The following is a 26,345-nucleotide window of genomic DNA, read 5'->3' on the forward strand; positions in this document are numbered from 1 at the left end:
TTATCTCTCTCCATATATATTTTTACTTAAATAACGATCACTACTATCTGGAAAGATAGTTACAATGGTGCTACCTGGTTTTGCATTTTCTGCCTCTTTTAAACTTGCATAAAATGCAGCACCCGATGAGCTTCCAACTAAAAGACCTTCTTTAAGTGCTAATTCTCTTACACACATAAATGCATTATCATCTGACACAGTATAAATTTTGTCCATTAATGATTGATATAAAAATGATGGTATAAATTCCATCCCAATTCCTTCTGTATCATGTGGACCTGGTTTTCCTCCATTTAAAATTGAGCCTTCAGGTTCGACAATGACTGTTTTTACTTCTGGCAAATGATCTTTTAAGTATTGTGCAGTCCCAGCAAAGGTCCCACCGCTACCCGCACCTGCTACAAATACATCTATTTTCCCATTTAATTGCTCCACTAATTCTGGCCCAAGTGTTTTGTAATAGGTGCTTGGATTAGCTGGATTTTGAAATTGAAGAGGTAAATAAGAATTTGGTATCTCTTCGACTAATTTTTTTGCTTTTTCAATCGCACCTGTCATCCCCTCAGATGTAGGAGTGTTTACCACAGTTGCACCAAGAGCCCTCATTAACGCTTGTTTTTCCTGACTAAATTTCTCAGGAACAACAAACATGACATTTACATTTCTCCTGTTAGCAGCAATTGCAAGTCCAATACCAGTATTCCCAGCAGTCGGTTCAATTACTGTACCACCTTCTTTAAGTAGTCCCTTTTCAAACGCATCTTCAATTAATTCCATTCCTAACCTATCTTTTACGCTCCCACCAGGGTTGAAAAATTCAAGTTTTGCAAACAACCTCGTTCCTTTTGGTAAAGGATATGACGTTATTTCAATTAATGGCGTATTTCCAATAAGTTCATGAACTGATTTTACAACCTTCATGTACATTTCCCCTTACAGACTACTTACTAAAAATAGTGATCAATAACTATGATATATTTCGGTATTTTAAATACCAACTATTCTTATAGGTATTATATGTTATTAAATTATAATGTGCAATAAAAAAAACTTACACTCTTATTTCGCAAATAAAACTGACACAAAAATGATCGAAAATATGATACTTAATGCATCTGCTAATAATCCTACTTTTAAAGCATCCCCCATTTTCCGTATTCCAACAGCTCCAAAATAAACTGTTAGAACATAAAGAGTGGTATCTGTACTACCTTGCATGGTAGAGGCTAATCGCCCAATAAATGAATCTGGACCATGTGTCTTTATTAAATCTGTCATAATCCCAAGAGCTGCCGAACCTGATACTGGGCGAATTATCGCAAGAGGAACAATCTCTGAAGGCACTCCAATACGACTTAAAAAGGGGCGCATGAGATCTACGCAGAAATCTAGCGCCCCTGATGCACGAAAAATAGAAATTGAAATCAACATTCCGACTAAAAAAGGAATTAGCTGAACAGCTATGGTTACTCCTTCTTTCCCACCTTCAACAAACGTTTCATACGTCGGTACTTTTTTAACCGTTCCATATATTAAAATAATGGCGATAATAAACGGAATTAAATAGAGTGAAAATGTATTCATAAACGCCATCTTATTTCCCACCCTTCCTTTTACGTTTCCGAGCAAAATAACTATTAATCATAAGTCCACCAATAAACGAAACAATTTGTGCTAGTATTGTTACTCCTACTATTTCAGTAGGATTGTTTGAATTGTAAGCCATCCTTATTCCGATTACAGTAGTAGGAATTAACGTAATAGCAGAAGTATTTAAAGTTAAAAATGTAATCATTTCATCACTTGCTTCTTGGCTATCTTTATTTAATTTCTTTAGTTGTTCCATAGCTTTAATACCTAATGGTGTTGCTGCATTTCCTAATCCAAATAAATTTGCAACCATATTAGATAAAATATAACCAAACGCTGGATGATCTTTCGGAATTCTAGGAAATAGTAAACTTAAAAACGGTTGAAATAGTTTAGAAAAAAGTTTCAACAAACCTGATTCCTCAGCAATTTTCATTAATCCAAGCCAAAAAACAAGAACACTTACTAAACCAATACAAATTGTAACTGCTTGTTTTCCACCATCGAAAACAGCTTTATTGACCTCATCCATTGTTCCATTTACCATCGCAAAAACAAACCCAATAATCGTCATCGCAACCCAAATTAGATTAACCATTGAATTTTTCACCTATAAAATGAAGGAATAACTGTTTTGTCTGTTCGATGATTTCTTTAGATAGTATTTTTACGGAGCTATTACTGTAGAAAATATTTCTATATCCAATCTCTTTCCCTTCAAGTTTAATGATTGCTTTTCCAACAATTTGACCATCTTGAGGGTTGTCTTTTGTAGGTTTTTTCATTTGATAGAGAATGGTTACTTCCTTCTCCTCTTCATTACTAAGCGGATATTCAAAGTTATTTTTTATAAACACATGATTTTTATAAATTTTATGTTTGACTTCCTTAATCCCGCCCATTTTTAATACTTTTGTTTGGGGATAATTTTCAAATCCATATTCAAATAGTTGCATATGGTCTTGCCAATCACTCGGAGCGTTTAATGTTACAACAATTAAATTCATATTGTTTTTAGAAGCTGTTGAAACAAGTGTACGTCCAGCTTTTTTTGTAAATCCTGTTTTTCCTCCAGTACTGAATTTATACATTGATGTTAGAAGCTTATTTTTGTTTTTCCAACTATAATCCCACGAATCAGACCGATAAATTTTAGTCCCTGCTATTTTTTGATAGATCGGATTATGCATTGCGTATCTAGTTAATAATGCCATATCATATGCTGATGAGTAATGCTCTTTACCTTTTTCATCTAAACCGGATGGATTACTAAAATACGTATCTTTCATTCCAATTTCTTTCGCCTTTTCATTCATTAAATAAACAAATCCTTCTACACTACCACCGACAGCCTCAGCTATAGCATTTGCTGCATCGTTACCAGATCGAAGCATTAGTCCATAAACTAAATCTTCTAGTTTAATTTTTTGTCCAGTTTTCAAATAGATCGAGGAACCTTCTGTCCTTACTGCATTCCAACTAACTGTTACAGTTTTTTTCATCTTTCCTGATTCAATAGCTAAAATTGCCGTCATTATTTTTGTAATACTTGCTATTTTCTCTGATTGGTGAATGTTTTTCCCATATAATACTCGTCCAGTTTTTTCCTCCATTAATACAACATCTCTAGCACTAATTCCACCGATTGCTTTTACATAATTTGTTTGGGATTTAAAAGTACCTATTAAAATTAATATTATGGTTAAACAAATTAGTAACAACTTTCTCATGTTTGTATCTACCTCACAGTTCGTCCTTATTAGTAATAAGTGTACGAAGCTTTTCAGTGAAACATGACAAAATATTGTTTTAAGTAATTAGTTATTTCGTAAACATTTTTGCTATTTTAGAATGCGTTAGTTGATTACAACTCCAGGTTGCTCCCTTTCCTTGGGGCGTGAGCTGAGCCTCCTCGTCGCTATCGCTCCTGCGGGGTCTCAGCCTTCCCGCTATTCCCACAGGAGTCTCGCACCTTCCATTGTAATCAACTTCTGTCTATAAAATTAATCATCTCAAAAGCAACAATCTTTTAGAAATGAGCCTTTAGAATAGACTCTAGTATTTAGTTAATCTTTTCCAAATAAAAAAATAATCTAAATGATCGGTTGTTCTTAATCACCAAATTAAAGACAAAAGAAATAGCCCACTGTTTAGTGGACTGTATGATGTAATATTAATAATATGGCTGCCATTTTAACTGCCCTGCATATTCAAAGCGATAACTAACTTCCTTCCAATCTACAATGTTCCAGAAATTATTAATGTATGAATCTTTGTCAAATTTATATTGTAAATAATACGCATGTTCCCAAACATCTAATACGAGTAAAGGAATTGTATCCCATTGAGTAAAGAGTTGATGTTTTTCTGTTTGCAATACTTCTAAACGATTTGCTCTTGGCACCCAAACAAGAATTGCCCAACCAACACCTTCAACTTTTTTTGTTACTTGAGTGAAAAAATCCTTAAAGTCTTCAAAACTACCGAAATCATTTAATATTTGGGTTAGTAAAGGGCCAGTTGGTTTGCCTCCACCATCCTTATTTAAAATACTCCAAAAAATGGTATGAAGATAGTGTCCTGATCCATGAAAGGCTAGTTCTCTTTCCCAATGCTTTATTAAATCATACTGCTTAGTTTTTCTTGCATTTACAATTTCTATTTCTGCCCTATTTAATCCATCAACATAGCTCTTGTGATGTTTATCATGGTGTAACATCATAATTTCCTTTGAAATATATGGTTCAAGTGCATTATATGGATAAGGTAAAGGAGGTAATTCATGCTTTCCTGGTTCAATTTTCTCTTCACTCGTTACAGCTCTGTAACTGTAGCTATCATCATATTCTTCCTCATTTAGGAGAGCTAACAACCTACCTTGAATATCATCTACATCAGTGCTAATTTCATCTAAAAAAGACACTTGGTCAATATAGTAACTTGTCGTTTCCATACGATTTAATAGAAGTCGTACCTTGTATTCTAATAATTCTTTTTCTTGAAGTTCATCATATCTTTCAGATAGTAACTGTAATACATTCCCACACCAGTCTTCAACTTCTTGGAAATATGTTACTAATTCAAGTTGGTTAACCATTATACACCTCCATAACAGAGAATTTTATCCATCTCTATCAACAATTGTATGAGGTATATCTTGGCTATATAACCTTCACCAAATAACATCCTTGATATCCTGAGCGACTAAAAACTTATTTCTTACTGAATTCTGCTTTAATATTCAATAAACTCTCTAAATCATTCACAATCATTAATAAATTTGCCCTTGTCTCAAATTCATGCCTTGAGGCTGGTAATGGCATTGTTTCAAATTCTTCCTTCATCAGGTGTAACTTCAGGATCAATTCTGCTCCTGTCGATTTTTCCTTTAAGTAAACACCAGTATCCTCAATAAAAGTTGCAACCATAGATGCTTGAGGATAAGAACAATCGATTCTTTGTAACAATGGCAGTATTTTTACTTGTATGATTTCAAATTGCTTTTCACGCATTTCAAAGTAATCAATATAATAAGAGTTCGCTCTAAAATAACTATTTTCTACTTCAGTAAATGCTAATGTTTTAGCTTTTTTTATTAATTCCATTGTTTCTAAAGTCATTTTTTGCGGAGGAGACTGTTCTTTTTCTTTCATATACAACGCAATGAAGAATAAAATCATTTTAAAATTTTGTTCAATCTGTTCCTTTGAGTTAATCATTGTTTCTTCAATACTCGGCATATATGAATTGACTATTAGAGCAATCGAGATTCCAATTGCTAAAATGGCAATTTCGTTTAAAAAATATGTAAATTTCACGTTTTGAGTAATATAAAGTTGGAGAACAATTACTGAGCTTGGAACAACACCTTCCCTGAGCTTAAGTTTAACTAACAGTGGAATCGTAATTAAAAAATAAATTACAACTGTGATTGGTGAATAGTTTAATTCCTCAAATAAAAACCATCCAATCAGCATGGCAATAATAGAAGCAACAAAACGCTGAATTGCTACACTAAATGATTTCTTTTTCGTGTTTTGAATACTTAACAAAGTAATAACTGCAGCAGTACTATAATTTTGCAGATGTAAAGACTCTGCTATAAACAATGAAATGCCGCTCCCAAGTGCAGTTTTCATCGTTCGTTGACCGATCAAAAAACTTCCTTTCACAATTACACATCCCATTTGACGTATTGATAACTCTAAATAAAGTTACCTAAAAAAGACTAACATCTATTTGCTAGTTTCTCCAATTATTTGATTAGATTATTATGGATTTCATTACACTTTTTTCGATTGAATGAAAAAAGCAAAAGAAAAAAGGACTGCAGCAATTGCCCAATCCTTTAGTTTTCCATTTTAAAATTATTCAACATCTAATTAATCATTAATGTGTACTTTTTTATTAGCATTTTGTTTTGTTCCACGAATGTACTGTACTAATTGTTCGTAATTCACACCTTCAAGTTCTTTTGAAAATTGAGTCATTTCATTGATATAGATGCGTTTACGACCAATAAAGTTTGGATTCTTTAACACCATTGCAAGCGCAACAGTATCACAGAAATAGATTGACTCATCACCATTTTCATAAAGCGTAACGTCTGTAAGATCAGAAAACGTTGATAATTGCTCTTCAAAATATCGTAAATAAAGTACAGCTGTTTTATGTTTCACACCATTTACTTCATATATTACTTCAGATCGATTAAAAAAATCCTCTGACGTGTTTGATTGTGCTTTTTCTAATTCATATCCTTTGCTCTCATAAATAATCAATCTTTCCACCCCACAAATGTTTCAATAAATTAATTGTAACATAAGTAACAGGTATATTATTATACAATTTTCAATTATTTATCTTTCTCGAATTTACTAAAAAATAGATCAGCTTCTTCTGCCACATCTTCTATTTTCAAATCATCTGGTAGTGGTGGAAGCTCTTGGATTGATTTTAAACCAAAATAATCTAAGAACTCTGAAGTTGTGCCATATAGAATAGCACGTCCAGTCCCTTCAGCTCGTCCAACTTCTTTTATCAAGAATTTAGAAGCAAGCGTTTGAAGTGGTTTTTCAGTTTTAACTCCGCGGATATCCTCTATTTCAGTTCGAGTAATCGGTTGTTGATAAGCTACAATTGCTAAGGTTTCTAAAGCAGCTTGTGATAAAGTTGAGTTTGTCGGGCTTTCTATTAACTTTTGAAAGAATTCACCATGACTCCGTTTTGTTGTAAGCTTATATCGATTTGCAAGGATTGTTACTTGTAATCCTCTCGATTCATCACTATATCCATCTCTTAATCTTTCAATTAAATTTACTACTTCATCTTTACTTATTTCTAATGTTTCCGCAAGCTCAGTTACCGAAAGGCCTTCATCACCTGCAACAAAGAGTAACCCTTCTATTACTCCGACTAATTGATTTTTGTCATCCATTATGTTAATACCTCCATTTGTCTCTCCTCGTATACATCTTTTGATGTGATGAAGATATCGTCGAAATTATCTACTTGTTCAACAACTATTTTTTTAGTTTTCATCAACTCTAACAACGCTAAAAAAGTTACAACAATGCTTTCTTTATCTCCATATGGGAATAGGTCCATAAAGCTTGTTCGATCTTTTATTTGCGTTAAATACCGCACTATTTCGTCCATGCGACGTTCAATTGAAATTTCTTCCCTTACAATTTTCGTTTGAAGAGGTTCTTGAATTTTTTTCCTCTTCATTAACTTCTGTAATGCTCCAAGCATATCGTAAATGGTAATATCCGTAGGTAAAGCTATATTATCGTGACTAGGGTAATATTCCGTTAAATCTACAGGAGTTCTAGTAAATACTTTTGCCCTTTCTTCTTCACGTTCATGTAAAGTAACTGCAACCTCTTTAAATTGTTTATATTTAATTAATCGATTCATTAATTCTTCCCTTGGATCTTCTTCAAAAACAGCATCCCAATCTGCCTGTTCATCATGATTCGGAAGAATACTTTTACTTTTCATCGCAAGCAGCTCTGCCGCCATTACAAGATACTCACTAGCTATATCTAATTCTAGTATCTTCATTGTATGAATATACGAAACATATTGATCCGTAATGACTGATACAGGTATATCATATATATCTATTTCATAGCGCTGGATTAAATGTAAAAGCAGGTCCAAAGGGCCTTCAAATGCATCAATCTTCACCTCATAGTGCTTCATACTTTCACCAACCAACTTTTCTATAATTCATGTATATTTTCTCTACTATAGTATATAGTAAAATCCTTTGAAACAATATAGACTTCAGTTTTATTTTATATTTTCTGATTGTACGAAATTGGATATCGTCAAACGCCTATACACGTTTTACCCTTTTTACATATGATATTAGTGTAGGTTTTTAATACGATTTCAAGGAGGAGTTAACATGGGGGGAAAGGTCGGAGTTGAATCGTTTCATCACCATCACATCGGTAACTTTGCGTTAATAGTTGTCTTATTTATTTTGTTAATCATTGTTGGATGCGCATGTATCAGCTTTTGCTAATTTAACTGTAAATTAAAACACTTTGAAAGCTTGAGAATGGGTCTTAAGCTTTCTTCTTTTTCTACTATCTATTTTTTGATACACTTTTAGTAAATAGATAGGTGGGATCGTAATAGTGGGACATTTTACAAAAAATCAACGTTACCTTCAGTATTTAGGTTTTTTCAATTATAGTTATGATTATTTTGAGTGTCATGAGGTATTAGAGGACCAATGGAAATGTGAATTAAACGAATCCTTCAAACCTTCATGGTTAGGTTTAATTCGATTATCGGTCGTTTTATATCATCAAAGACGAGGAAATTTAGTTGGCGCAACAAAATTAATGAGACATGTAGTTAATTTTGCACAAAACAGAATTTTAGTAGAACAAGTGGGCTTAAATTTTAATGAATTTATGAAGACAGTTCAATTATTAAAAGAAAGAATTGATCATAATTTACCTTTTATTCCGATTTCATTGCCAATTGAAAACAAAACACTCGAGAATAATTTTCATCGAATAAAGGAACAATTTACCGTCTTTGAAGTTGTTCCCGATTCAATTGTACATAAGCATGCGTTAAGAGATCGAACAGAAGTGATTAATGAACGAGAAAAGAATTTACTTGTCCGTCATCTAATGAAAGAAAAACATTAAAAAATATAGGCTGTTTTCGTATCATTGTTGCTGTATTAGAATGCGTTAGTTGAGTACAACTCCAGGATGCTCCCTTTCCGTGGGGCGAAGCTTGAACCTCCTCGGAAAGCCTGAGGTGTCTCATCCTTCGCTATTCCCATAGGAGTTTCGCACCTTCCGCCCGAATCAACTTCTGTATTTAAATCTTAATAGCAACAATCTTTTAGAAAAGATCCAAAATAAAAGAGCTATCTCTTACAATTTGTTGACCTAATGTTTATTGGGTCAGATTATTGTAATATGAGATAGCTCTTTTATTATTTTATAATGTATTTATGCCAATATTGCAATGTTCAATAAATGACTTAATTTCATCAGTAAATTGAAACGTGTAATTTTTATACATTTTTTGAATTTCTTCATAAATAGAAGTTGCAATTCCCTGGTTACGAAAGGAAGGGTTAACGCTTAGATGTTTAATTAGGATACTATTATTCGCCAAAATCTCAATTCCAATAATACCTACTACATCGTCTTGCTTCCATAAAAATAGCTGGTATTGATCATTCGTTTCGTAATCTTTAATGGTGTTCATCAGCTTTTTAACATCTTTTTCATTTGGCATAAACGAAAGCAGGCCCATTGCAATTTTTTCATACGTTTTTTTATACCTTATTAACATGTTTACCCCTCTTAGATAATCAAATTGATTCTTACAGTCAATTTGACGCTGAAAAATTATGATTACTCATCATTACTATTATTCTATTATTCCTCTAAAAAACCGTTACAAATATTTCAATATTTCCAATATATATTTTAACTTTTCCCGTGTCAATAGCTGAAATTTGACAAAAGAAAGCGATTTCTTATCTGAATTTTAAAACACTCTCTACGATGTAGAGAGTGCAAAGTTATTTCTTTTGAACTATTCTTCGTCCCAAACTTTAACTTCTTGCATTACGTCACCATTACGCATTCTTAATACTGTATCAATTCCTTCGATTACTTGACCAAATACAGTATGTACACCATCTAAATGAGGCTGTGGATCATGAACGATAAAGAATTGGCTACCACCAGTATCACGACCAGCATGTGCCATTGATAATGCGCCAGCTTTATGTTTCATTGGATTTCCTACTGTTTCACATTTAATTGTGTATCCTGGACCACCAGTTCCATTTCCATTTGGGTCTCCCCCTTGGCTAACAAAACCAGGAATTACACGGTGAAAAGTTAATCCATTATAAAATCCTTGCTTGATTAATTTTTCGAAATTTTCAACAGTACCAGGAGCATGCTCGGGGTAAAGTTCAATAAGTATTTGTTCTCCATTTTCAAAAGTAATACTAGCTTTTTTCAATTGAAAAACCTCCAATTAAATTTATGTATTTTTAGACACTTTGTCCTATTAACCATCATACCCGAATATGATAGAATTGCATACTTAATCATACAAAAAAGAAAAAATGATGACAAGTTTTTAAAAAAGACTATAATAAATATATAGTTTTAAATCTTTTTTTTAGAAGGAGTGTTTCTCTTTTGAAACAAAAATTACTTGCATGTGCTTTAACACTAGGAATAATCGCTATGCCATATAGCAGCGTATTAGCTGACTCGGCACCTGGTGACACAATCGTTACACTTGGACAAAATTTATCTGAATCTCAAAAAAATATGATTCTTAAAGAAATGAATGCACCTTCAGATGCACAAATGGTTACAGTAACTAATCAGGAAGAACATAAATATTTAGATGGCACAGTTCCTAATTCACAAATCGGAACTCGATCACTATCCTCTGCGAAGGTAACAATCGGTGAAAAAAATACAGGTCTTGTCGTACAAACTAAAAATATCACTTGGGTAACAGAAGCAATGTATACAAATGCTCTTATAACTGCTGGGTTAAAAGATGCGAACATCTACATAACTGCTCCATTCCCGGTTTCAGGGACTGCAGCACTTACTGGTATTATGAAAGCCTATGAAATTAGTTCTGGAAAACCTATTTCTGATGCAGTTAAAAAAGTTGCGAATGAAGAAATGGTTCAAACAGCTAAATTAGGTGATTCAGTTGGTAATGATAAAGCAGTTCAACTTGTAGCAAAAGTAAAAGAAGCTGTTGCTAAAAATCCAAATATGTCTGATGATGACCTTCGTACACTTATTAAAAAACTAGCTAAAGAATTAGGCATTACATTGACTGATGCTCAAATAGATAGCTTAGTAAATTTATTTGATAAAATGAAAAACTTAAATATTAACTGGGACCAAGTTGGTAACCAATTAACAAAAGCAAAAGATCATATTTCTGCATTCTTACATTCTGATGAAGGAAAATCCTTTATTCAGAAATTAAAAGAATTTTTCTCTGCTTTATTTAATGCCATTTTATCAATATTCAATTAAAGCTTATGAATACCGTATAGGATATTAAATCCTATACGGTTTTTTGTTGTTTTCCTTAAATGACTTTGGAGATAACCAGGTTGCATCCGTTTTTCTGTCTGTCTAGCTCCTGTAACCATCTCCTCGGTCGTTTCACACCAAGCAATTGAAGTGAAAACCACACTTCCTTTTGTTATTCGCTCCAATGTCTTTCAGAGCCAAGCAAGCCTACTACTCTTTTCTTATTGTCTAGCTCCCGCAACCATCTCCTCGGTCGTTTCACACCAAGCAATTGAAGTGAAAACCACACTTCATTTGCTTGGTGCTCCAACGCCTTTCGGAGATAACCGGGTTGCCTCCGCTTTTCTGTCTGTCTAGTTCCGTAGGCTAGCTCTTCGGCCATTTCGCAAATAACAACGGAAGTGAAATGCACACTTCCTTTTGTTATTCGCTCCAATGTCCTTCAGAGCTAAGCAAGCCTACTACACTTTTCGAGCTACAAAGTTGCGTCTCCTATTGTTTTGCCACCTTTTTTCTTTTTGTTTTCACTTGCTTTTGTTCGAATTACAAAGTGGAAAAATGCTCTTGCATCAAATGGGATAAATGGCCACATATATGGTGTGTTCAATGTTTTTAAACTCACTAAAAATAAGATAAATACTGTTGAACTAACCATAAAACCTTTGATACCAAATATAGCTGTTACGACTAAAATAATAAATTTTGCTAATTTATTTGCTAGAGCTAGCTCATAGCTAGGAGTAGAATATGAACCAATCATTGAAATGGCTGTATATAGTACGACTTCTGATTGAAATAAGCCTACTGCAATTGCGACTTGTCCAATTAAAATTGCTGCTATAATTCCCATTGAAGTAGATACCGCATTTGGTGTATGAATACTTGCCATTCGTAAAAATTCAATTCCAATGTCAGCGATTATTAACTGTAAAAAAATAGGAATATTACTCGTTTCCTTTGGCCCTATATACGATAATCCTGATGGCAAAATTTCTGGATGCATACAAAGTAATAACCATATTGGTAATAAAAACAAGGACATAAATACGCCCATATAGCGTACCCATCTTAAAAAGGTTCCTACAGCAGGTGTTTGCCTGAATTCCTCTGCATGCTGTAAAAGATGATAATATGTGATCGGTGTGATCATTACACTAGGAGATGTATCTACGATAATTGCAACATGCCCTTCAATCAAATGATTTGAAACAACATCAGGTCGTTCCGAATAACGCACAAGTGGAAAAGGGTTATAATTTTGCTCCATTATAAATTCTTCTAACTTCTTCTCTGACATCGATAAACCATCTACATTAATGGAGTTTATACGATTACGAATTTCGTCAACCAAATCTTTATTTGCGATGCCTTCAATATATGCTATACAAATATCCATCTGTGAACTTGTTCCAACCCTAATCAGTTCATGTCGTAAATTTTCATCTCGAATTCTACGTCGAAGCAGGGCTGTATTTATAACGATATTTTCGATGAATCCGTCCCTAGAACCTCTTACAACTCTTTCTGTGTCGGGTTCTGCTGGATTTCTACCTGGATAGCTTCGAACATCAACAACAAATGCTTTATCCTCACCATCTACAATAATAACGATGAGCCCTGAAAAAATGAATCGAATTGCCTCTTCAAATGTTTTAACAATTAAAACAGATTGGTTAACGATTTTCTCTTCAACAAGTTGAAATACAGTTTTATCTGTTTCAAAATTATCTAATGACATTAATTCCTCTAAAATCATTTGAATATAAAATGTATTTGTTAAACCGCTCACATAATAAAGATTTACTTCAGTTGAATTAATATGAAAAACTCGATTACCTGCATCAAAACTTACACCTAAACCTAATCGTTTCTTAAATACATTTGCATTATCGATTATTTTCGGATACAAATTAGTTCCTTTTTGATCATTCGTCAAGGAATCCACTCCTTTCAAGAATATACTCAATTGCTTTTCTCGTGATTGGGGAACCAATCTCAATGTCATCTTTGCCATTCATTTTCCCAATGTCCCCTATTCCAACAACCAAAGGGGCATTTATCTGATCTAAACAATAAACAGTATCTCCATTTATTCTTCCAAACTCAACATCTGGTACTCCATATTTATCTACACCATACGATGTTAAATTGCCTTCATTATCCATACTTACATCTACTTTCGTCCATTCCATATGATGCGCATTTGATGCTACAGCTAAAATTCCTAATACTTCTATATTTTTATCTTTAGCAACATATTTTAAAGCCCTTTCTCCTGGACCTTCCCCCATGTAACCACTATCGTCAAATAGAACAAAAATAGGTTCTTTATTTGCTTGCATTATGATTTCTACCATTCGTTTACCTGAAAATGAAGTTGGATTCCCTTGTGATAAGGAAATTGTACACCCTCCAAATTCCTTTGCTAAAGACTGAATAGTACGGTGAGCATAGACATCTCCATCAGTTACAATAATGATTTTTTTTCTTTTCATAATTGATTATCCTTTTGGTTTAAAAATAAGTGATGCTAAAAAAGAAAATAAGATAGCAGCTGATATACCTGTGGAAGTTAACGAGAACATTCCCATACTAATTCCAATTAATCCGTGGTCTTTTGCTTCAGCCATTGCACCATGTAATAACGAGTGACCAAAGCTAGTTATTGGAACAGTAGCACCTGCTCCTGCGAAATTAATTAATTTATCATACAAACCAAAACCATCTAAAATAGAACCAATCACTACAAACAAACTCATCAAGTGCGCAGGAGTTAGTTTTACTACATCTAATAATAACTGTCCAATTACACAGATTAGTCCCCCTATTATAAATGCATTCATAAAGATCATAAGACCACCTCCTAAGTGCTCTCAAATACAACTGCATGAGCAATTGTTGGGATAGACTCTTTTTGCTGAATCATTGTAGGACTTAAAAGCGCTCCTGTTGCTACTACTAAAATCCTTTTATATGTACCTCTGTTCATTTCTTGAAACAAGTGTCCATATGTTACTACCGCTGAGCAACCACAGCCACTCCCACCAGAAAAAACCTTTTGATGTTCCCTATCAAAAATTAATAATCCGCAATCATCGTAAACTTTACTAACATCATACCCTTCGTCTTTTACTAATTGACGACAAATCGGAGCTCCCACTGCTGATAAATCTCCAGTGACAATTAAGTCGTAATCATGAGGCATTGTATTCGTATCTTTAAAATGTTGAACGATTGTATAAGCTGCAGCTGGTGCCATCGCTGAACCCATGTCAAATGGATTTTTTATTCCTAAATCTTGTACCGTTCCGATTGTTGCATATTTCACTCGAATGCTTGCTACTTCTCTTGATAGTAATAAACAACCTGAACCTGTCACTGTAAATGTAGCAGTATCAGGTTTTTGGCCACCATATTCCGTAGGATAACGATACTGCCTCTCAGCAGTAGAATTGTGGCTGCTAGTGGCTGCTAATGCAATATTTGCATATCCGTTATCTATTAAAGATGCAGCTACACCAGTCGTTTCCATCGAAGTAGAACATGCACCAAACAAACATAGAAATGGTCTTTGTATTTCTCTCGCCATAAAATTAGCAGTAATATTTTGATTCAATAAATCACCAGCAAGAAACACATCGATATCATCAGTATTTTTACCACTTTTATCTATACAAATTTGAATTGCTTTTCTCATTAATGCTCTTTCTGCTAACTCCCAGTTCTCTTCATCACAGTGTAGATTATTAAATGAATAGTCAAAGGTTTCACTTAAAGGTCCTTCTTTTTCCGTTGGGCCGACAGCAGTACCTGTGGATTGTACATATACACCATTTGTGAATTCCCATGTTTGTTTTCCTACTAATGCCATTGATTAAATCACACTCCTAAAAAAACACCCTATATGCATATCTTATTAAACCAACAATATATGCAGATACAACTCCAAATACAATGACACTTCCAGCAAGCTTAAACATATTTGTAGCAACTCCTAGAACAAGTCCTTCACTTCGATGTTCAATTGCAGCACTTGCCATTGAATTTGCAAAACCTGTTACAGGAACTAATGAACCAGCACCCGCGTATTGTCCAATCTTGTCATAAACTCCTATACCTGTTAGTAGTGTAGAAAGCAATACAAGCGTAGCAACTGTAGGATTACCAGCATTTTTTTCAGTAAACCCAAAATAACCTATAAAAATTTTTGTAATTACTTCACCAAGTAGACAGATAAGCCCCCCCACTAAAAAAGCCCTTATACAATTAAGAAGCAATTTTGGCTTCGGCTGATATTTTTTAATTTCATTCTTATAATTGTCCTTTAGCTTTCCTTCCACTATTGTCACCTTCTATTAAAGATTTAAGGTACAAAATAAATCCAATGAAATAGAGAACCAAACACTTTTCCAAGGGCTATAGCCATTAATAAATAAACTATTTTCTTTTGAATACCTACTCTTTTTGCTAGGATGGGAAATACGTTTAATACTTCTGTTAAGGCAGCTGCAAGCATGCCAATAAATATCCCAGATATTCCTCCAATTATGACAAGAAAGATGTTAGGAAGGTATAAAACTGTATCGCGTAAGCTAATCCAACATCCAAATAAACTTCCAAATAAAACAGATCTTTCGAATGAACGCAATTTTGATATAGTTTTTGTTATTTGTGTAAGTCTCGGAATTATTCCTACGACTGAAAGAAATGCTACAAACCCAGTACCAACAGCTATTCCACCAGAGAATCCTACAAATGCTGTTATGACATCACGTGTGATGTTTAAGATCATCTTCATCACTTCTTTTATTTTCGTTAATCATCATAAATTCATCCAATGATCGTTGGTATTGAAACATCTCGACTTCAAGAGGACTTGGTTCTTCATTTAATCTCTTTTTAAACCAATGATTGAAAAAAAGTACCATTCCAATTCCTAATCCTAATGAATAAGGGACTTGAAACAAAAGTGGTTTTCTACTATAGTTTCCTGTAATCATATAATGAATACGTTGTTGTACTTTCTGCATACTGACATCCTCATGAAAATAGATGATTGCTAGAGAAGAGCCAACAAATAAAAGAATCCAGACAAACCAAAAAAATAGCTTGTTTTCGTTTTTCTTTAAGGGGATTATTTCTAAAATGCACATTGTTACACCAACTATTTCGATTGATAAATCAGGTTCAACTTCTTGAATCAAAGGTACAAGGTCTAAGATATCAATCATTACATGACTTCCATCCGATTTTTGAATCTGATGAATGATAATCTCATTTAACTGACTAACATCTATTTCATTTCCTCTAATTTTCGCTACATCCCCTAAACGAACAATCGAGTTTTCCACCACTCTTCTTCTATTTAAAAGTTTGATGTACAAAACCTTTTTCAAACCATCCCCTCCAAAAATGACTTCACAATACAAACTAATTTTTTAATAGTATGTATCAACTACCAGAATTTACTCATTTTTTGATGTTTATGGTACTACTAAAAGTGCTGTTTCCTTATACTTTGTTGCTATTTTAGATGTTGTAAGTTGATTTCCACTCCAGGATGCTCGCTTTCCTAGGGGCGTGAGCTGAGCCTCCTCGTCGCTATCGCTCCTGTGGGGTCTCAGCCTTCCCGCATCTCCCACAGGAGTCGAGCAACCTTCCGTTCCAATCAACTACATTATCAATGTTTTTCAATGACAAAGCGTTTTTAGAACAACAATCTTTCAGATGAAAAAATTGGAAAGAAACTTTTACAAATAAGCTAAAGAGTATTGTAAATCGATAGACTGCATAGGTTTATGCTATTAATAAATTCGAAACGTCATATAGGTCATCTTTTCTTTAAAAGAGAAGGATATGACTGATAAGTAAGTAAGTAAGGGATTCAAAAATTTTTTATAAATGTTATCTTGTTTAAAAAGCAAAACCGATATAATTCTGGCAATTTAGGTCTATTTATAGACATATTGGTATTAACAAACAGATGCTTGATTTGAAGAACAGTGCTGTCATTTCGATAACATTTTTTGTAACATAGAAGACAGAACTTAAAAATAATGGCTGCCTTGAAAATAATATCTTAAAATACAATAATTATAGGATGAATCCTTATTTTCATTAGTCATAGTGCGAACGTATTAGCATTGATGTCTCTTTTCTAAAAGATTGTTGCTTTTGAGATTTATTATTTTAAAGACAGAAGTTGATTACAACGGAAGGTGCGAGACTCCTGTGGGATTAGCGGGAAGGCTGAGACCCCGCAGGCTTGCCGAGGAGGCTCAGCTCACGCCCCACGGAAAGGGAGCAACCTGGAGTTGTTATCAACTAACGCATTCTAAAATAGCAACAATATATACGAAAATAGCCAAAATAAAAAACCGTATTAAAGGATTACCCTTCAATACGGTCTTTCATTTGATTCAATATTTTTTTCTCAAGTCTAGATACTTGCACTTGTGAAATACCTAGTCTTTCGGCAACTTCTGACTGTGTTTGGTCTTTATAGTAACGTAAATATACAATAAGTCTTTCACGTTCATCGAGCTGTTTGATCGCTTCTTTTAGTGCAAATTTTTCAAACCAATTTGTTTCGTGATTATCAGCTATTTGATCAAGTAGAGTAATTGGGTCGCCATCATTTTCATATACCGTTTCATGAATAGATGAAGGGGACCTACTTGCTTCTTGAGCCAGTACAACATCTTCAGGAGTAATTTCCATAAATGAAGCTATCTCATTTATTGTTGGAATACGACCTAAAGATTTACTCAGTTCCTCTTTTGCTTTACGAATTTTATTATTTGTCTCTTTTAAAGATCGACTTACTTTTACAGTTCCATCATCTCGAATAAATCGTTGGATTTCTCCAATAATCATTGGAACAGCATAGGTTGAAAAACGAACGTCATATGATAAATCAAATTTATCAACCGATTTTAATAAACCGATACATCCTATTTGAAACAAATCATCTGGCTCATAACCACGATTAATAAAGCGTTGAACAACTGACCACACGAGTCTCATGTTGTGCCCTACTATGCTGTCTCTAGCCAATTGATCGCCTTCCTGACTGCGCTTTATTAATGCTTTTAATTCGCTATCTTTTAATTGCGCACGGCTTTGATCTTGCTTGACTTCTACGTCCATAGGCTATTCTCCTTAATTACATAAGGCATTACTATTTTTTAAATATTTTTTTACAGTAATCGTTGTTCCAACATTTACAGTAGATGAGACTTCACATTGATCCATAAAATTCTCAATTATGGTAAATCCCATTCCTGATCGTTCAAGCTCAGGTTTCGATGTAAAAAGTGGCTGCATAGCTTCATCTAAATCAGCAATTCCCACACCTTCATCGCGAATTGTTAAGGTTACACATTGCTCTTCTAAAACGACTGAAATATAAACAATGCCTTCAGGATTATTTTCATATCCATGTATAATGGCATTCGTTACGGCTTCGGAAACCACTGTTTTAATTTCTGTCAAATCATCAAGAGTAGGGTCTAATTGAGTTATAAACGCTGCAACTGTTACCCTTGCAAAAGATTCATTCTGACTTAGTGCAGAAAATTGAAGGTTCATTTCGTTACGCATTATGCCACCCCCAAAACTGATAAGCCATTCATTTCATCTTCAGCAAGATGAACAATTTTGAATAAACCTGACATATCAAGTAAACGTTTAATAGATGGAGAAATCGAGCAAACGACCATTTCTCCTCCTTTATTTCTAATTACTTTATATCGTCCTAATATAACTCCTAATCCTGAACTATCCATAAACGTAAGTTGTTCAAGGTTTAAAAGAATATGCTGAATGCTTTCCTTTTCCAGAACTTCGTTTACTTGTAATCGTAAATCTTCAGCGGTGTGGTGATCTAACTCGCCAGCTAGTCTCACACATAAGATATTTTCTTTCACTTCTAATTCGATAAAAAGACTCACTCCAACAACCTCCCTTTTGTGCGGTTATTGAGAGTTTCTATGCAGCCATTTCAATTTCCTTCTCGATGACAAAACTAGTGCTATTCTTACAAATCTTTTATTTTAATCAATACTCAATAAAATAGCTGTCGATATAAAAACTATGGAGTATTACAAAACTTCCCAATCGTTCTCTTTAACAAGTCAAAGAAGCTAGCTTTTTCGACTGTTATTTTTGCTACAAGGTCCGTTTTCATTAATGTTTTACCATCTTTTATTAATTTTAATTGACCAAGAACTTGACCTTTTTTAACAGGTGCTTGGATATTCTTTAAAAGTGAGATATCTTTTGAAACTTTGCTCAAGCTATCTCCTTTTTTCATAACAACTGTTACTGGATTTTTTGTTACCACATCTACCGCTTTTTGCTTACCTTTACTAATTTTCAATTGATTGACTTTTTCACCTTTTTTAATTAAGGACTTCACATGAAATTGATTAAACGAGTAGTCTAATAACTTTGTCATTTGGGCATTTCGATCTTTTGATGTAGGCGCTCCCATTATGACACTGACGACACGCATATTATTTTTCTTTGCAGTTGCAGTTAAACAATATTTAGCTTCAGATGTATAGCCTGTTTTTAATCCATCTGCACCTGGATAGAACTTGACAAGCTTATTTGTATTAACTAGCCAAAATTGTTTGTCTGTTTTTTGGCGAAGATAATCTTCATAAGTTCCTGTATATTTCGTAATTAATGGATATTTTAATAATTCTCTTCCCATAACGGCCATATCATATGCAGAAGAATAGTGTCCTGGAGCAGGTAGCCCAGTTGTATTTTTAAAATGGGTATGCTTTAAACCTAATTTCTTTGCTTCTTTATTCATCATTGAAACAAATGCTTCTTCTGTCCCTGCAACTTTTTCAGCCATCGCTACTGATGCGTCATTTCCAGATGCTATTGCAATCCCTTTCAGCATTTCATCAACAGTCATTTCTTCTCCTGGCTCTAAAAATATTTGTGATCCTCCCATTGATGCTGCATATTCACTTGTCATTACCTTATCTGACAACTTTAATTTTCCTTTATTGATTTGTTCCATAATTAAAAGCATTGTCATAATTTTTGTCATACTTGCTGGCGGTAATTCTTTATTCGCATCTTTTTCATATAAAACTTTTCCTGTATCTTGTTCTATCACTACAGAAGATAATGCGCTTTTCGCTAACTCCACTTCTGGCTCTTTAGCATTAACGATCTGTAAAGTAAACGAAAGTGCTATTACACTCGTAAAAATGGTTAGTAAAACCTTTCTCATCCATAACCCTCCATTCTATTCCTCCCTATTTTTGCCAAATGAAGAGTGTTTAAACAGATAGAATTGAAAAATATTTCCAAAATATGGTTGTATTTTCAATTATTTTCACATATGATGTAAAAAAAGTGTATTAATCGTATTCATACACTATACACACTTTACCCAATTTAAAAGGTGGTGAGCTTGTGATTATTTCGATAGATGCTAAAAGTCCGCTTTCTATATGGGAACAAATTGTTTTTCATACAAAAGAAAATATTGTGAAAGGAATCCTTTCACAAGGAGAGAAATTACCTTCTGTTCGAGAATTAGCTACTACACTAGTAATTAACCCAAATACAGTTAGTCGAGCTTATCAAGAACTTGAACGTCAAGGAATAATTGAAACAATTCGCGGAAAAGGAACATTTGTATCTGATGAGTATCATCCTGCTCCATCAACAGAGACAATAGACAAACTTAAAATAAGACTTCATACACTTTTGTCGGATTGCTCTATTGAAGGAATAAAGAAAGAAACAATCTACCAATGGATCGATTCATACTTTATAGACGGGAAGGAGAAGAAAAATGTTAAAAATTGAAAGCTTATCAAAACGTCTTGAGGATAAAAACGTACTTCAAAATATTTCATTTGAAATACACAAAGGTTCAATAACAGGTTTAATTGGTCGAAACGGTGCTGGAAAAACAACTTTAATTAGAACAATTGTTGGCATTTTAGATAAAAATGAGGGGAACGTCACAATTGATGGGGAAAATATCTTTTCAAATGAAGCTCTAAGAACTCAAATTGTTTTTATGGCGGACACAACAAATTTTATTAAGCAGTTTACTGTAAAGGAACTTGTATCAATCTACGAAAATGCATATCCAAACTTTAATAAATCTAGTTTTTATGAATCCCTCGAAAAATACAAATTACCAAATAGTTCCCTTCGTAGATACTCAAAAGGGATGAAAACTTTGCTTTATCTATTATTAACTTTCTCTTCAGGGGCTAGCTATGTCATTTTAGATGAACCAACGAATGGATTAGACCCAATTGTAAAACGAACAGTATTACAACTGATCATTGAATACGTTAGTAGTGGTGAAGTTGGTGTACTTATATCCTCTCACCATTTAGCTGAATTAGAAAAAATCATTGACCACTATTTGTTTTTAAAAGATGGTTTAATTGAATCTAATTCCTCTCTAGAAGAAAGTTTTACAGATTATTGCAAACTTCAAGTTGCTTTTCAAGATGAGTTACCATCACAATTTAAAGAACATCAAGACATCTTTATACTCTCACAAACAGGAAAAGTATCAATTTTAATTGTAAAAAGACAAAAAGAAGAGATCATTACGCAACTCCAAGGCGCCAAACCACTTCTCCTTGAAGAGTTACCTCTTACATTAGAAGATTTATTTTATTTAAAGGATGGAGGAGAACTTTATGTTTAATCAGGCTTTATGGCTAAAAAATTCTAAGCAATCTAAACTTGTCCTTATACTGATGTATCTTCTTCATCTAGTAATTATTCCATTTAGCTATTTTAATAAATCAATTGTTTTAAAGGAACAAATAAACAGTGTTGAACAATATAAAGGCATTTATATTGGGGAATTTTCGATGTTAGGTTTCTTTTCAGCTTTTCTAATGATCGCATTTGCAATTTTATTAATTGGGATCGAACGAAATTCAGGAGGGATTGATTTTCAATTTTCATTACCTTTTACTCCAAAGCAATTATTTTTCTCAAAATGGATTTATGGAATTTCCCACCTCATCGCTGCATACCTTTGTACATTTATACTTGTTATCATAATTCATTTTACAACAGATTTACATCAATATATTACTTGGACTATTTTCTTTAAAATCTTTATTATTCTCTTTCTTTATTCAGTAGCTTTTTTCACAACATCATTAGCAATTGGTACAGTAACAGGACATTACTTTTCTCAAGTTTTATTAACAGGTTTTACATTAATTTCTATAATCACTCTTTATTTTAGTGTTTTTGCAAATATAAAAGGCCTATTAAACTATGATTTTCACAATATTGCTATCGAAAGATTTTTGCCTAAGATCACTTTACCCATTTCATTAACTTCTACAAATATCTATCTTGATTTAGGAACAAACAAAGTTAATATTGAACCGATTGATTTAACAAATATTATAGGAATGATTTGCTATATTATTATTTTCTTCATAGTTGGACTATTATGCTTTAACCGAAAAGCAAATGAGAATAACGGTAAACTATTTCTTTATAAAAAGTTTGGATATATTATGCAATTCATTTTCATCTATTTAATTGCAACAGGTATTGCTTTATTGACTTCTGCGATTACTGAAACTTCAAGAACGGTTATTTACTTGATTGGATTATGTATTGGACTAATCGTGGGGCATTTATTCTATAAGAGATTAAATAAGTTTTTTGATTAATTTTAAGGCTTTTTTCGTAAATATAGTTGCTATTTTAGAATGCCTTAGTTGATTACTACTCCAGGATGCTCCCTTTCCGTGGTGCGTGAGCTGAGCCTCCTCGTCGCTATCGCTCCTGCGGGGTCTCAGCCTTCCCGCTATTCCCACAGGAGTCTCGCTCCTTCCATTGTAATCAACTTCTGTCTTTAAAATTAGTTATCTCAAAAGCAATGAAAAGAGCCATTTTAAAATCACTTTTTAATAAGCGAAAATTTTTCTACTAAATACTTTAAAAGGAACTGAAGTCGTGCAAAACTTCGTATATCTATTTATTGCTACAGTTATTGTTGTTATTGTTGTTTCTGTATTTTCATCCATCCTACGTAAAAAGAATCATTGTTTAACTTGGGTTACGGGTGCATTATTAACAGTAATTTCTTTCATAGTAGCTGTAATTTCGTACTTTACACTCGACGGCTGGGAATCAATGAGCTTCTTCTTTCTGTTCATTAGCGTTTTAGTAGGTTCGTTGTTTGGAACTCTAGTCTCAAAATTACAAAAATCAACTTCTCACTAATAAAAAAAGCAAAACGAGAAATTTCGTTTTGCTTTTAATTTTACATAAAACCATTTGGAGGAATTAACAAGACATATTTTTTGTCTTGTTTTTATTTTTGGCTCTTTTTTTAAAGATTGTTGCTTTTAGGTTATGTAAGTTAAAAAACAGAAGTTGATTGGAACGGAAGGGTGAAGGGCTCCTGTGGGAGATGCAAGAAGGCTAAGACCCCACAGGAGCATATGCGACGAGGAGGCTCATCTCACGCCCCAAGGAAAGCGAGCATCCTGGAGTGGAAATCAGCTAACACATACTGAAATAGCAACAATGTATACGAAAGCAGCCTTATTTTTTCTTACAAAAAATATTAGAAATGTTCTACTTTAGTTTATTAAAAGTAAGATCAACTCTATTTATTAAACTTTTTTAATAACTGATAATTGAAATATTTCTAATTTCCTTTTAAAAGTAAATTATTTATTGTTATAATTAGAATGTTATGATTAAAATTGGTAGAATTAGCTGTTTACCATACACCTTTAGGGGGAACTATGAAATCAATTATATTTTTTTTACAACTGGGAGGGCCTTTTGGATTATTTTTACTAACCTCTTTAGAAGCAATGTCGATTCCTTTACCTGGAAATTTAGCTACTTTACTATATGGATTTATAATGGACTGGAATTTTAAACATCTTTTGTTTATATCATTTATAAACAGTTTAGTTTATGTAACTTTTAGTTTAGTTCCATTCTTTATCGGATCTAAACTTGAGAATAGCGTTAATAGAATATTTGGCAAACAAAAAATTGATAAAGCTCAAAAATGGTTCAATCGATACGGCTCTTTAGCAATCATTTTCTCAAGGCCAACTCCTATTTCATCGTATATCTCCTATGTATCTGGTATGAGCAAAATTCATCCTTTAAAATTTTACATCTATAGTTTTATTGGTATTTTCCCTTGGATAACACTTCTTTTATATGTTGGTAGTCTTGGGGATATTCATTATTTTATGCATCTTCTAAGAAAAAGCGAACACATTTCTTATTTAATTATAGGGATTGCAGTCTTGATCATTATTCCATATTTCTTTTTTATTAAACAAATGAGAGCTAAAAAAAATAATACAGAGAGTTCTAAAATAGCAAATGGTGCTAGCAACTTATAAGTAGCTAGCACCATTTTTTTATGAAATAAAATTTAATGCGAATCTGAAAAAGAATAACGCAGAAATAGCTACCATATAAGGTGTTATCTCTGATTTTTTTCCAGCAGCAAGTTTAACTAATGGGTATGCAATAAATCCAAATGCAATACCGTCTACAATACTATATGTTAATGGAATAAACGCTAATATTAGAAATGCTGGAATTGCTTCAGTAGGATCATCCAAGTGAATATCCGTAATACTTTTAACCATCAAAGAACCTATTATGATTAAAATTGGGGCAATAGCTGTTGATGGAATATATGCAATAATGGGCATAAATAAGATACAACTTAAAAATAGAAGCCCTGTAACAATAGACGTAAGTCCTGTTCTTCCTCCTGAACTTATACCTGCACTTCCTTCAACTGCAATGACTGTTGGACTAGTTCCTAACAAGCTAGAAAGTATAACGCTAAAAGTAGTACTCTGTATAACTTTCTGTTGCTTGTTTTCTTGGTTGATCATACTTAATTGTCCGTGTATTATTCCAATTGATTCAAATAAAATAACCATTGTTAATGAAAATACAGCAATCCAAAATGAAAAGCCCATCATGGAAGAAAAAGAAAGTTGACCAATCACACTTTTTGCTGCTGCAACTGAAATTGTTGTAGAGCCATGTGCTTTTTCTAATCCACCATGTAAACAAAATGAAATCAACGTTCCTGCAATGACTGTTAATAAAAAGTTTGCTGGAACATTTTTTACAAATAAGAAAATCGCAATGGCTAGTGTTAAAACAGTTGCTAACACTTCAGGATTTGAAAAATTTGCGATCGATACAAATGTATGATCATTTTTAACAACTAGTCCACCTTCTTGTAATCCAATAAAGGTCAAAAAGAATCCGATCCCTACAGTAATTGCACTTTTAAGGGATGTTGGAATTGAAGTGGTTAATCTTTGTATTAATTTTGTAAACGATAAAATTGTTAAAATGACCCCGCTTACAAAAACAACTCCTAGGGCTTGCTGCCAAGTCATTCCCATTTGACTTACCATTGTGTAAGTAAATAATGCATTGATTCCCATACCGGGAACGATAACGAGTGGAGAATTACTCCAAAACCCTAATACAATACAGCCTAAAAAGGCAGACAAAATTGTTGCGATCATCGCTCCTTGGAATGAAACTCCCGCGTTATGAAGAATAGTACTATTTACAGAAATAATATACACTAGTGTTAAAAATGATACTAGTCCTGCAATAACCTCCTTTTTCAAGGTCGTGCCATTCTCCAATGTTTTAAATTGACGTTCAATAAATTTCTTCAAAAAAATTCCTCTCTTTTTTCTGGCTCCCTCTCCCACCCATGCCTAAAAGGCACCTAAATATTATACTAGATTTCAATGTATTTTCAAACAATTAATTAGTAAAAAATGCATTTTTTCATTTAATAAAATATGCCAAAGTCTAATATAAAAAGGAAGTTTTCGTGTACATTGTTGCTATTTTAGAGTGCAGTAGTTGATTAAAACTCCAGGTTGCTCCCTTTCCGTGGGACGTGAGCTGAGCCTCCTCGGCAAGCCTGCGGGGTCTCAGCCTTCCCGCTATTCCCACAGGAGTCTCGCACCTTCCATTTTAATCAACTTCAATCTTTAAAATTAAAAATCTCAAAAAAAATCTTTTAGAAAGGAGACATCCGTGCTAAATTATCACCATTGTGCATGAAGATGTCCCATTTCGCCCATAACTTTTTACTTTCAAAAATATAAAAAAATAGACCCCTACAAT

31 protein-coding genes are annotated in these 26,345 nt (G+C 33.3%); 8 read left to right on the top strand and 23 right to left on the bottom strand.

The window, feature by feature from the left end:
* The 9 genes from J5Y03_RS03595 to J5Y03_RS03635 form a co-directional block, all read right to left on the bottom strand.
* A complete protein-coding gene (locus J5Y03_RS03595) occupies nucleotides 1–921 on the bottom strand; it encodes a PLP-dependent cysteine synthase family protein (protein ID WP_209402616.1) in 921 nt (306 codons plus the stop codon).
* A gap of 138 nt (nucleotides 922–1,059) precedes the next feature.
* A complete protein-coding gene (locus tag J5Y03_RS03600) occupies nucleotides 1,060–1,593 on the bottom strand; it encodes a spore maturation protein (protein ID WP_209402618.1) in 534 nt (177 codons plus the stop codon).
* Between the two features lies 1 nt (nucleotide 1,594).
* Nucleotides 1,595–2,188, bottom strand: a complete 594-nt coding sequence (locus J5Y03_RS03605) for a nucleoside recognition domain-containing protein (protein WP_209402620.1) — start codon at nucleotides 2,186–2,188, stop codon at nucleotides 1,595–1,597.
* Nucleotides 2,181–3,311: a D-alanyl-D-alanine carboxypeptidase family protein gene (locus J5Y03_RS03610; protein ID WP_407648401.1), complete on the bottom strand. Its 1,131-nt coding sequence runs from the start codon at nucleotides 3,309–3,311 to the stop codon at nucleotides 2,181–2,183. Before J5Y03_RS03610 ends, J5Y03_RS03605 begins: the two co-directional genes overlap by 8 nt.
* A 452-nt stretch (nucleotides 3,312–3,763) precedes the next feature.
* A complete protein-coding gene (locus J5Y03_RS03615) occupies nucleotides 3,764–4,687 on the bottom strand; it encodes a superoxide dismutase (RefSeq protein ID WP_209402624.1) in 924 nt (307 codons plus the stop codon).
* A 115-nt stretch (nucleotides 4,688–4,802) separates the two neighbouring features.
* Nucleotides 4,803–5,762: an aromatic acid exporter family protein gene (locus J5Y03_RS03620; protein WP_209402626.1), complete on the bottom strand. Its 960-nt coding sequence runs from the start codon at nucleotides 5,760–5,762 to the stop codon at nucleotides 4,803–4,805.
* A 210-nt stretch (nucleotides 5,763–5,972) separates the two neighbouring features.
* A complete protein-coding gene (locus tag J5Y03_RS03625; protein WP_209402628.1) occupies nucleotides 5,973–6,371 on the bottom strand; it encodes a hypothetical protein in 399 nt (132 codons plus the stop codon).
* A gap of 74 nt (nucleotides 6,372–6,445) precedes the next feature.
* A complete protein-coding gene (gene scpB, locus J5Y03_RS03630; RefSeq protein WP_209402630.1) occupies nucleotides 6,446–7,027 on the bottom strand; it encodes an SMC-Scp complex subunit ScpB in 582 nt (193 codons plus the stop codon).
* On the bottom strand, nucleotides 7,027–7,797 hold the full coding sequence (locus J5Y03_RS03635) for a segregation/condensation protein A (RefSeq protein ID WP_209402632.1): 771 nt from the start codon (nucleotides 7,795–7,797) through the stop codon (nucleotides 7,027–7,029). The genes scpB and J5Y03_RS03635 overlap by 1 nt, the downstream gene beginning before the upstream one ends.
* 208 nt (nucleotides 7,798–8,005) lie before the next feature.
* Between J5Y03_RS03635 and J5Y03_RS03640 the strand changes: the two genes are divergently transcribed.
* Nucleotides 8,006–8,125: a YjcZ family sporulation protein gene (locus J5Y03_RS03640; RefSeq protein WP_209402634.1), complete on the top strand. Its 120-nt coding sequence runs from the start codon at nucleotides 8,006–8,008 to the stop codon at nucleotides 8,123–8,125.
* A gap of 115 nt (nucleotides 8,126–8,240) precedes the next feature.
* On the top strand, nucleotides 8,241–8,765 hold the full coding sequence (locus J5Y03_RS03645) for a DUF309 domain-containing protein (RefSeq protein WP_209402636.1): 525 nt from the start codon (nucleotides 8,241–8,243) through the stop codon (nucleotides 8,763–8,765).
* 301 nt (nucleotides 8,766–9,066) lie between these two features.
* Here J5Y03_RS03645 and J5Y03_RS03650 read toward each other — a convergent pair whose 3' ends face one another.
* Nucleotides 9,067–9,426: a GNAT family N-acetyltransferase gene (locus J5Y03_RS03650; RefSeq protein WP_209402638.1), complete on the bottom strand. Its 360-nt coding sequence runs from the start codon at nucleotides 9,424–9,426 to the stop codon at nucleotides 9,067–9,069.
* Nucleotides 9,427–9,672: 246 nt separating this feature from the next.
* Nucleotides 9,673–10,110 (bottom strand): peptidylprolyl isomerase, encoded by a 438-nt coding sequence (locus J5Y03_RS03655; RefSeq protein WP_209402640.1) that lies wholly within the window; start codon nucleotides 10,108–10,110, stop codon nucleotides 9,673–9,675.
* Between the two features lie 182 nt (nucleotides 10,111–10,292).
* Between J5Y03_RS03655 and J5Y03_RS03660 the strand changes: the two genes are divergently transcribed.
* Nucleotides 10,293–11,162, top strand: a complete 870-nt coding sequence (locus J5Y03_RS03660) for a DUF1002 domain-containing protein (protein WP_209402643.1) — start codon at nucleotides 10,293–10,295, stop codon at nucleotides 11,160–11,162.
* A 475-nt stretch (nucleotides 11,163–11,637) separates the two neighbouring features.
* On the opposite strand, the gene J5Y03_RS03665 is transcribed toward J5Y03_RS03660, so the two are convergent.
* The 11 genes from J5Y03_RS03665 to J5Y03_RS03715 all read right to left on the bottom strand — a co-directional run bounded on the left by J5Y03_RS03665 (nucleotide 11,638) and on the right by J5Y03_RS03715 (nucleotide 20,418).
* Complete coding sequence (locus J5Y03_RS03665; protein ID WP_245208722.1) at nucleotides 11,638–13,098, bottom strand: spore germination protein; 1,461 nt, start codon at nucleotides 13,096–13,098, stop codon at nucleotides 11,638–11,640.
* On the bottom strand, nucleotides 13,088–13,657 hold the full coding sequence (locus J5Y03_RS03670; RefSeq protein ID WP_209402647.1) for a stage V sporulation protein AE: 570 nt from the start codon (nucleotides 13,655–13,657) through the stop codon (nucleotides 13,088–13,090). The genes J5Y03_RS03665 and J5Y03_RS03670 overlap by 11 nt, the downstream gene beginning before the upstream one ends.
* Before the next feature lie 6 nt (nucleotides 13,658–13,663).
* Nucleotides 13,664–14,014, bottom strand: a complete 351-nt coding sequence (spoVAE, locus tag J5Y03_RS03675; protein ID WP_209402649.1) for a stage V sporulation protein AE — start codon at nucleotides 14,012–14,014, stop codon at nucleotides 13,664–13,666.
* 11 nt (nucleotides 14,015–14,025) lie between these two features.
* Complete coding sequence (gene spoVAD / locus J5Y03_RS03680; protein ID WP_209402651.1) at nucleotides 14,026–15,033, bottom strand: stage V sporulation protein AD; 1,008 nt, start codon at nucleotides 15,031–15,033, stop codon at nucleotides 14,026–14,028.
* A 16-nt stretch (nucleotides 15,034–15,049) separates the two neighbouring features.
* Nucleotides 15,050–15,505, bottom strand: coding sequence for a stage V sporulation protein AC (spoVAC, locus tag J5Y03_RS03685; RefSeq protein ID WP_209403124.1), 456 nt, complete (start codon nucleotides 15,503–15,505; stop codon nucleotides 15,050–15,052).
* 20 nt (nucleotides 15,506–15,525) lie between these two features.
* Nucleotides 15,526–15,954 (bottom strand): stage V sporulation protein AB, encoded by a 429-nt coding sequence (locus tag J5Y03_RS03690; RefSeq protein WP_209402653.1) that lies wholly within the window; start codon nucleotides 15,952–15,954, stop codon nucleotides 15,526–15,528.
* Nucleotides 15,932–16,558: a stage V sporulation protein AA gene (locus J5Y03_RS03695; protein ID WP_209402655.1), complete on the bottom strand. Its 627-nt coding sequence runs from the start codon at nucleotides 16,556–16,558 to the stop codon at nucleotides 15,932–15,934. Before J5Y03_RS03695 ends, J5Y03_RS03690 begins: the two co-directional genes overlap by 23 nt.
* Nucleotides 16,559–17,552: 994 nt before the next feature.
* A complete protein-coding gene (gene sigF, locus J5Y03_RS03700) occupies nucleotides 17,553–18,311 on the bottom strand; it encodes an RNA polymerase sporulation sigma factor SigF (protein ID WP_209402657.1) in 759 nt (252 codons plus the stop codon).
* 12 nt (nucleotides 18,312–18,323) lie between these two features.
* Complete coding sequence (gene spoIIAB, locus J5Y03_RS03705; protein WP_209402659.1) at nucleotides 18,324–18,764, bottom strand: anti-sigma F factor; 441 nt, start codon at nucleotides 18,762–18,764, stop codon at nucleotides 18,324–18,326.
* A complete protein-coding gene (gene spoIIAA, locus J5Y03_RS03710) occupies nucleotides 18,764–19,114 on the bottom strand; it encodes an anti-sigma F factor antagonist (RefSeq protein WP_209402661.1) in 351 nt (116 codons plus the stop codon). The genes spoIIAB and spoIIAA overlap by 1 nt, the downstream gene beginning before the upstream one ends.
* 140 nt (nucleotides 19,115–19,254) lie before the next feature.
* Nucleotides 19,255–20,418, bottom strand: a complete 1,164-nt coding sequence (locus J5Y03_RS03715; RefSeq protein ID WP_209402663.1) for a D-alanyl-D-alanine carboxypeptidase family protein — start codon at nucleotides 20,416–20,418, stop codon at nucleotides 19,255–19,257.
* A gap of 185 nt (nucleotides 20,419–20,603) precedes the next feature.
* On the opposite strand from J5Y03_RS03715, the gene J5Y03_RS03720 reads away from it, so the two are divergent.
* From J5Y03_RS03720 to J5Y03_RS03740, 5 genes are all read left to right on the top strand, one after another.
* Nucleotides 20,604–21,002, top strand: coding sequence for a GntR family transcriptional regulator (locus tag J5Y03_RS03720; protein WP_209402665.1), 399 nt, complete (start codon nucleotides 20,604–20,606; stop codon nucleotides 21,000–21,002).
* Entirely contained in the window at nucleotides 20,989–21,867 is an 879-nt protein-coding gene (locus tag J5Y03_RS03725) for an ABC transporter ATP-binding protein (RefSeq protein ID WP_209402667.1), read from the top strand. Before J5Y03_RS03720 ends, J5Y03_RS03725 begins: the two co-directional genes overlap by 14 nt.
* Nucleotides 21,860–22,861, top strand: a complete 1,002-nt coding sequence (locus J5Y03_RS03730) for an ABC transporter permease subunit (protein WP_209402669.1) — start codon at nucleotides 21,860–21,862, stop codon at nucleotides 22,859–22,861. The genes J5Y03_RS03725 and J5Y03_RS03730 overlap by 8 nt, the downstream gene beginning before the upstream one ends.
* Before the next feature lie 286 nt (nucleotides 22,862–23,147).
* Nucleotides 23,148–23,417 (top strand): YesK family protein, encoded by a 270-nt coding sequence (locus J5Y03_RS03735; RefSeq protein WP_209402671.1) that lies wholly within the window; start codon nucleotides 23,148–23,150, stop codon nucleotides 23,415–23,417.
* A gap of 530 nt (nucleotides 23,418–23,947) precedes the next feature.
* Nucleotides 23,948–24,568, top strand: coding sequence for a DedA family protein (locus tag J5Y03_RS03740; protein ID WP_209402673.1), 621 nt, complete (start codon nucleotides 23,948–23,950; stop codon nucleotides 24,566–24,568).
* 18 nt (nucleotides 24,569–24,586) lie between these two features.
* Here J5Y03_RS03740 and J5Y03_RS03745 read toward each other — a convergent pair whose 3' ends face one another.
* The gene (locus J5Y03_RS03745) at nucleotides 24,587–25,885 is read right to left on the bottom strand and encodes an NCS2 family permease (RefSeq protein WP_209402675.1); all 1,299 of its coding nucleotides are present in this window, start codon (nucleotides 25,883–25,885) and stop codon (nucleotides 24,587–24,589) included.
* Between the last annotated feature and the right edge of the window lie 460 nt (nucleotides 25,886–26,345).

The organism is Gottfriedia endophytica, assembly GCF_017814275.1.
GTDB classification, from domain to species: Bacteria; Bacillota; Bacilli; order Bacillales; family Bacillaceae_G; genus Gottfriedia; species Gottfriedia endophytica.

Excerpts from the sequence above, each read along its gene's own strand:
- J5Y03_RS03595 (WP_209402616.1), bottom strand. The coding sequence starts at position 921 with ATGAAGGTTGTAAAATCAGTTCATGAACTTATTGGAAATACGCCATTA.
- J5Y03_RS03600 (WP_209402618.1), bottom strand. The coding sequence starts at position 1,593 with ATGGCGTTTATGAATACATTTTCACTCTATTTAATTCCGTTTATTATC.
- J5Y03_RS03605 (WP_209402620.1), bottom strand. The coding sequence starts at position 2,188 with ATGGTTAATCTAATTTGGGTTGCGATGACGATTATTGGGTTTGTTTTT.
- J5Y03_RS03615 (WP_209402624.1), bottom strand. The coding sequence starts at position 4,687 with ATGGTTAACCAACTTGAATTAGTAACATATTTCCAAGAAGTTGAAGAC.
- scpB (WP_209402630.1), bottom strand. The coding sequence starts at position 7,027 with ATGGATGACAAAAATCAATTAGTCGGAGTAATAGAAGGGTTACTCTTT.
- J5Y03_RS03635 (WP_209402632.1), bottom strand. The coding sequence starts at position 7,797 with ATGAAGCACTATGAGGTGAAGATTGATGCATTTGAAGGCCCTTTGGAC.
- J5Y03_RS03640 (WP_209402634.1), top strand. The coding sequence starts at position 8,006 with ATGGGGGGAAAGGTCGGAGTTGAATCGTTTCATCACCATCACATCGGT.
- J5Y03_RS03650 (WP_209402638.1), bottom strand. The coding sequence starts at position 9,426 with ATGTTAATAAGGTATAAAAAAACGTATGAAAAAATTGCAATGGGCCTG.
- J5Y03_RS03670 (WP_209402647.1), bottom strand. The coding sequence starts at position 13,657 with ATGAAAAGAAAAAAAATCATTATTGTAACTGATGGAGATGTCTATGCT.
- spoVAE (WP_209402649.1), bottom strand. The coding sequence starts at position 14,014 with ATGATCTTTATGAATGCATTTATAATAGGGGGACTAATCTGTGTAATT.
- spoVAD (WP_209402651.1), bottom strand. The coding sequence starts at position 15,033 with ATGGCATTAGTAGGAAAACAAACATGGGAATTCACAAATGGTGTATAT.
- J5Y03_RS03690 (WP_209402653.1), bottom strand. The coding sequence starts at position 15,954 with ATGATCTTAAACATCACACGTGATGTCATAACAGCATTTGTAGGATTC.
- sigF (WP_209402657.1), bottom strand. The coding sequence starts at position 18,311 with ATGGACGTAGAAGTCAAGCAAGATCAAAGCCGTGCGCAATTAAAAGAT.
- spoIIAB (WP_209402659.1), bottom strand. The coding sequence starts at position 18,764 with ATGCGTAACGAAATGAACCTTCAATTTTCTGCACTAAGTCAGAATGAA.
- J5Y03_RS03715 (WP_209402663.1), bottom strand. The coding sequence starts at position 20,418 with ATGAGAAAGGTTTTACTAACCATTTTTACGAGTGTAATAGCACTTTCG.
- J5Y03_RS03725 (WP_209402667.1), top strand. The coding sequence starts at position 20,989 with ATGTTAAAAATTGAAAGCTTATCAAAACGTCTTGAGGATAAAAACGTA.
- J5Y03_RS03730 (WP_209402669.1), top strand. The coding sequence starts at position 21,860 with ATGTTTAATCAGGCTTTATGGCTAAAAAATTCTAAGCAATCTAAACTT.
- J5Y03_RS03740 (WP_209402673.1), top strand. The coding sequence starts at position 23,948 with ATGAAATCAATTATATTTTTTTTACAACTGGGAGGGCCTTTTGGATTA.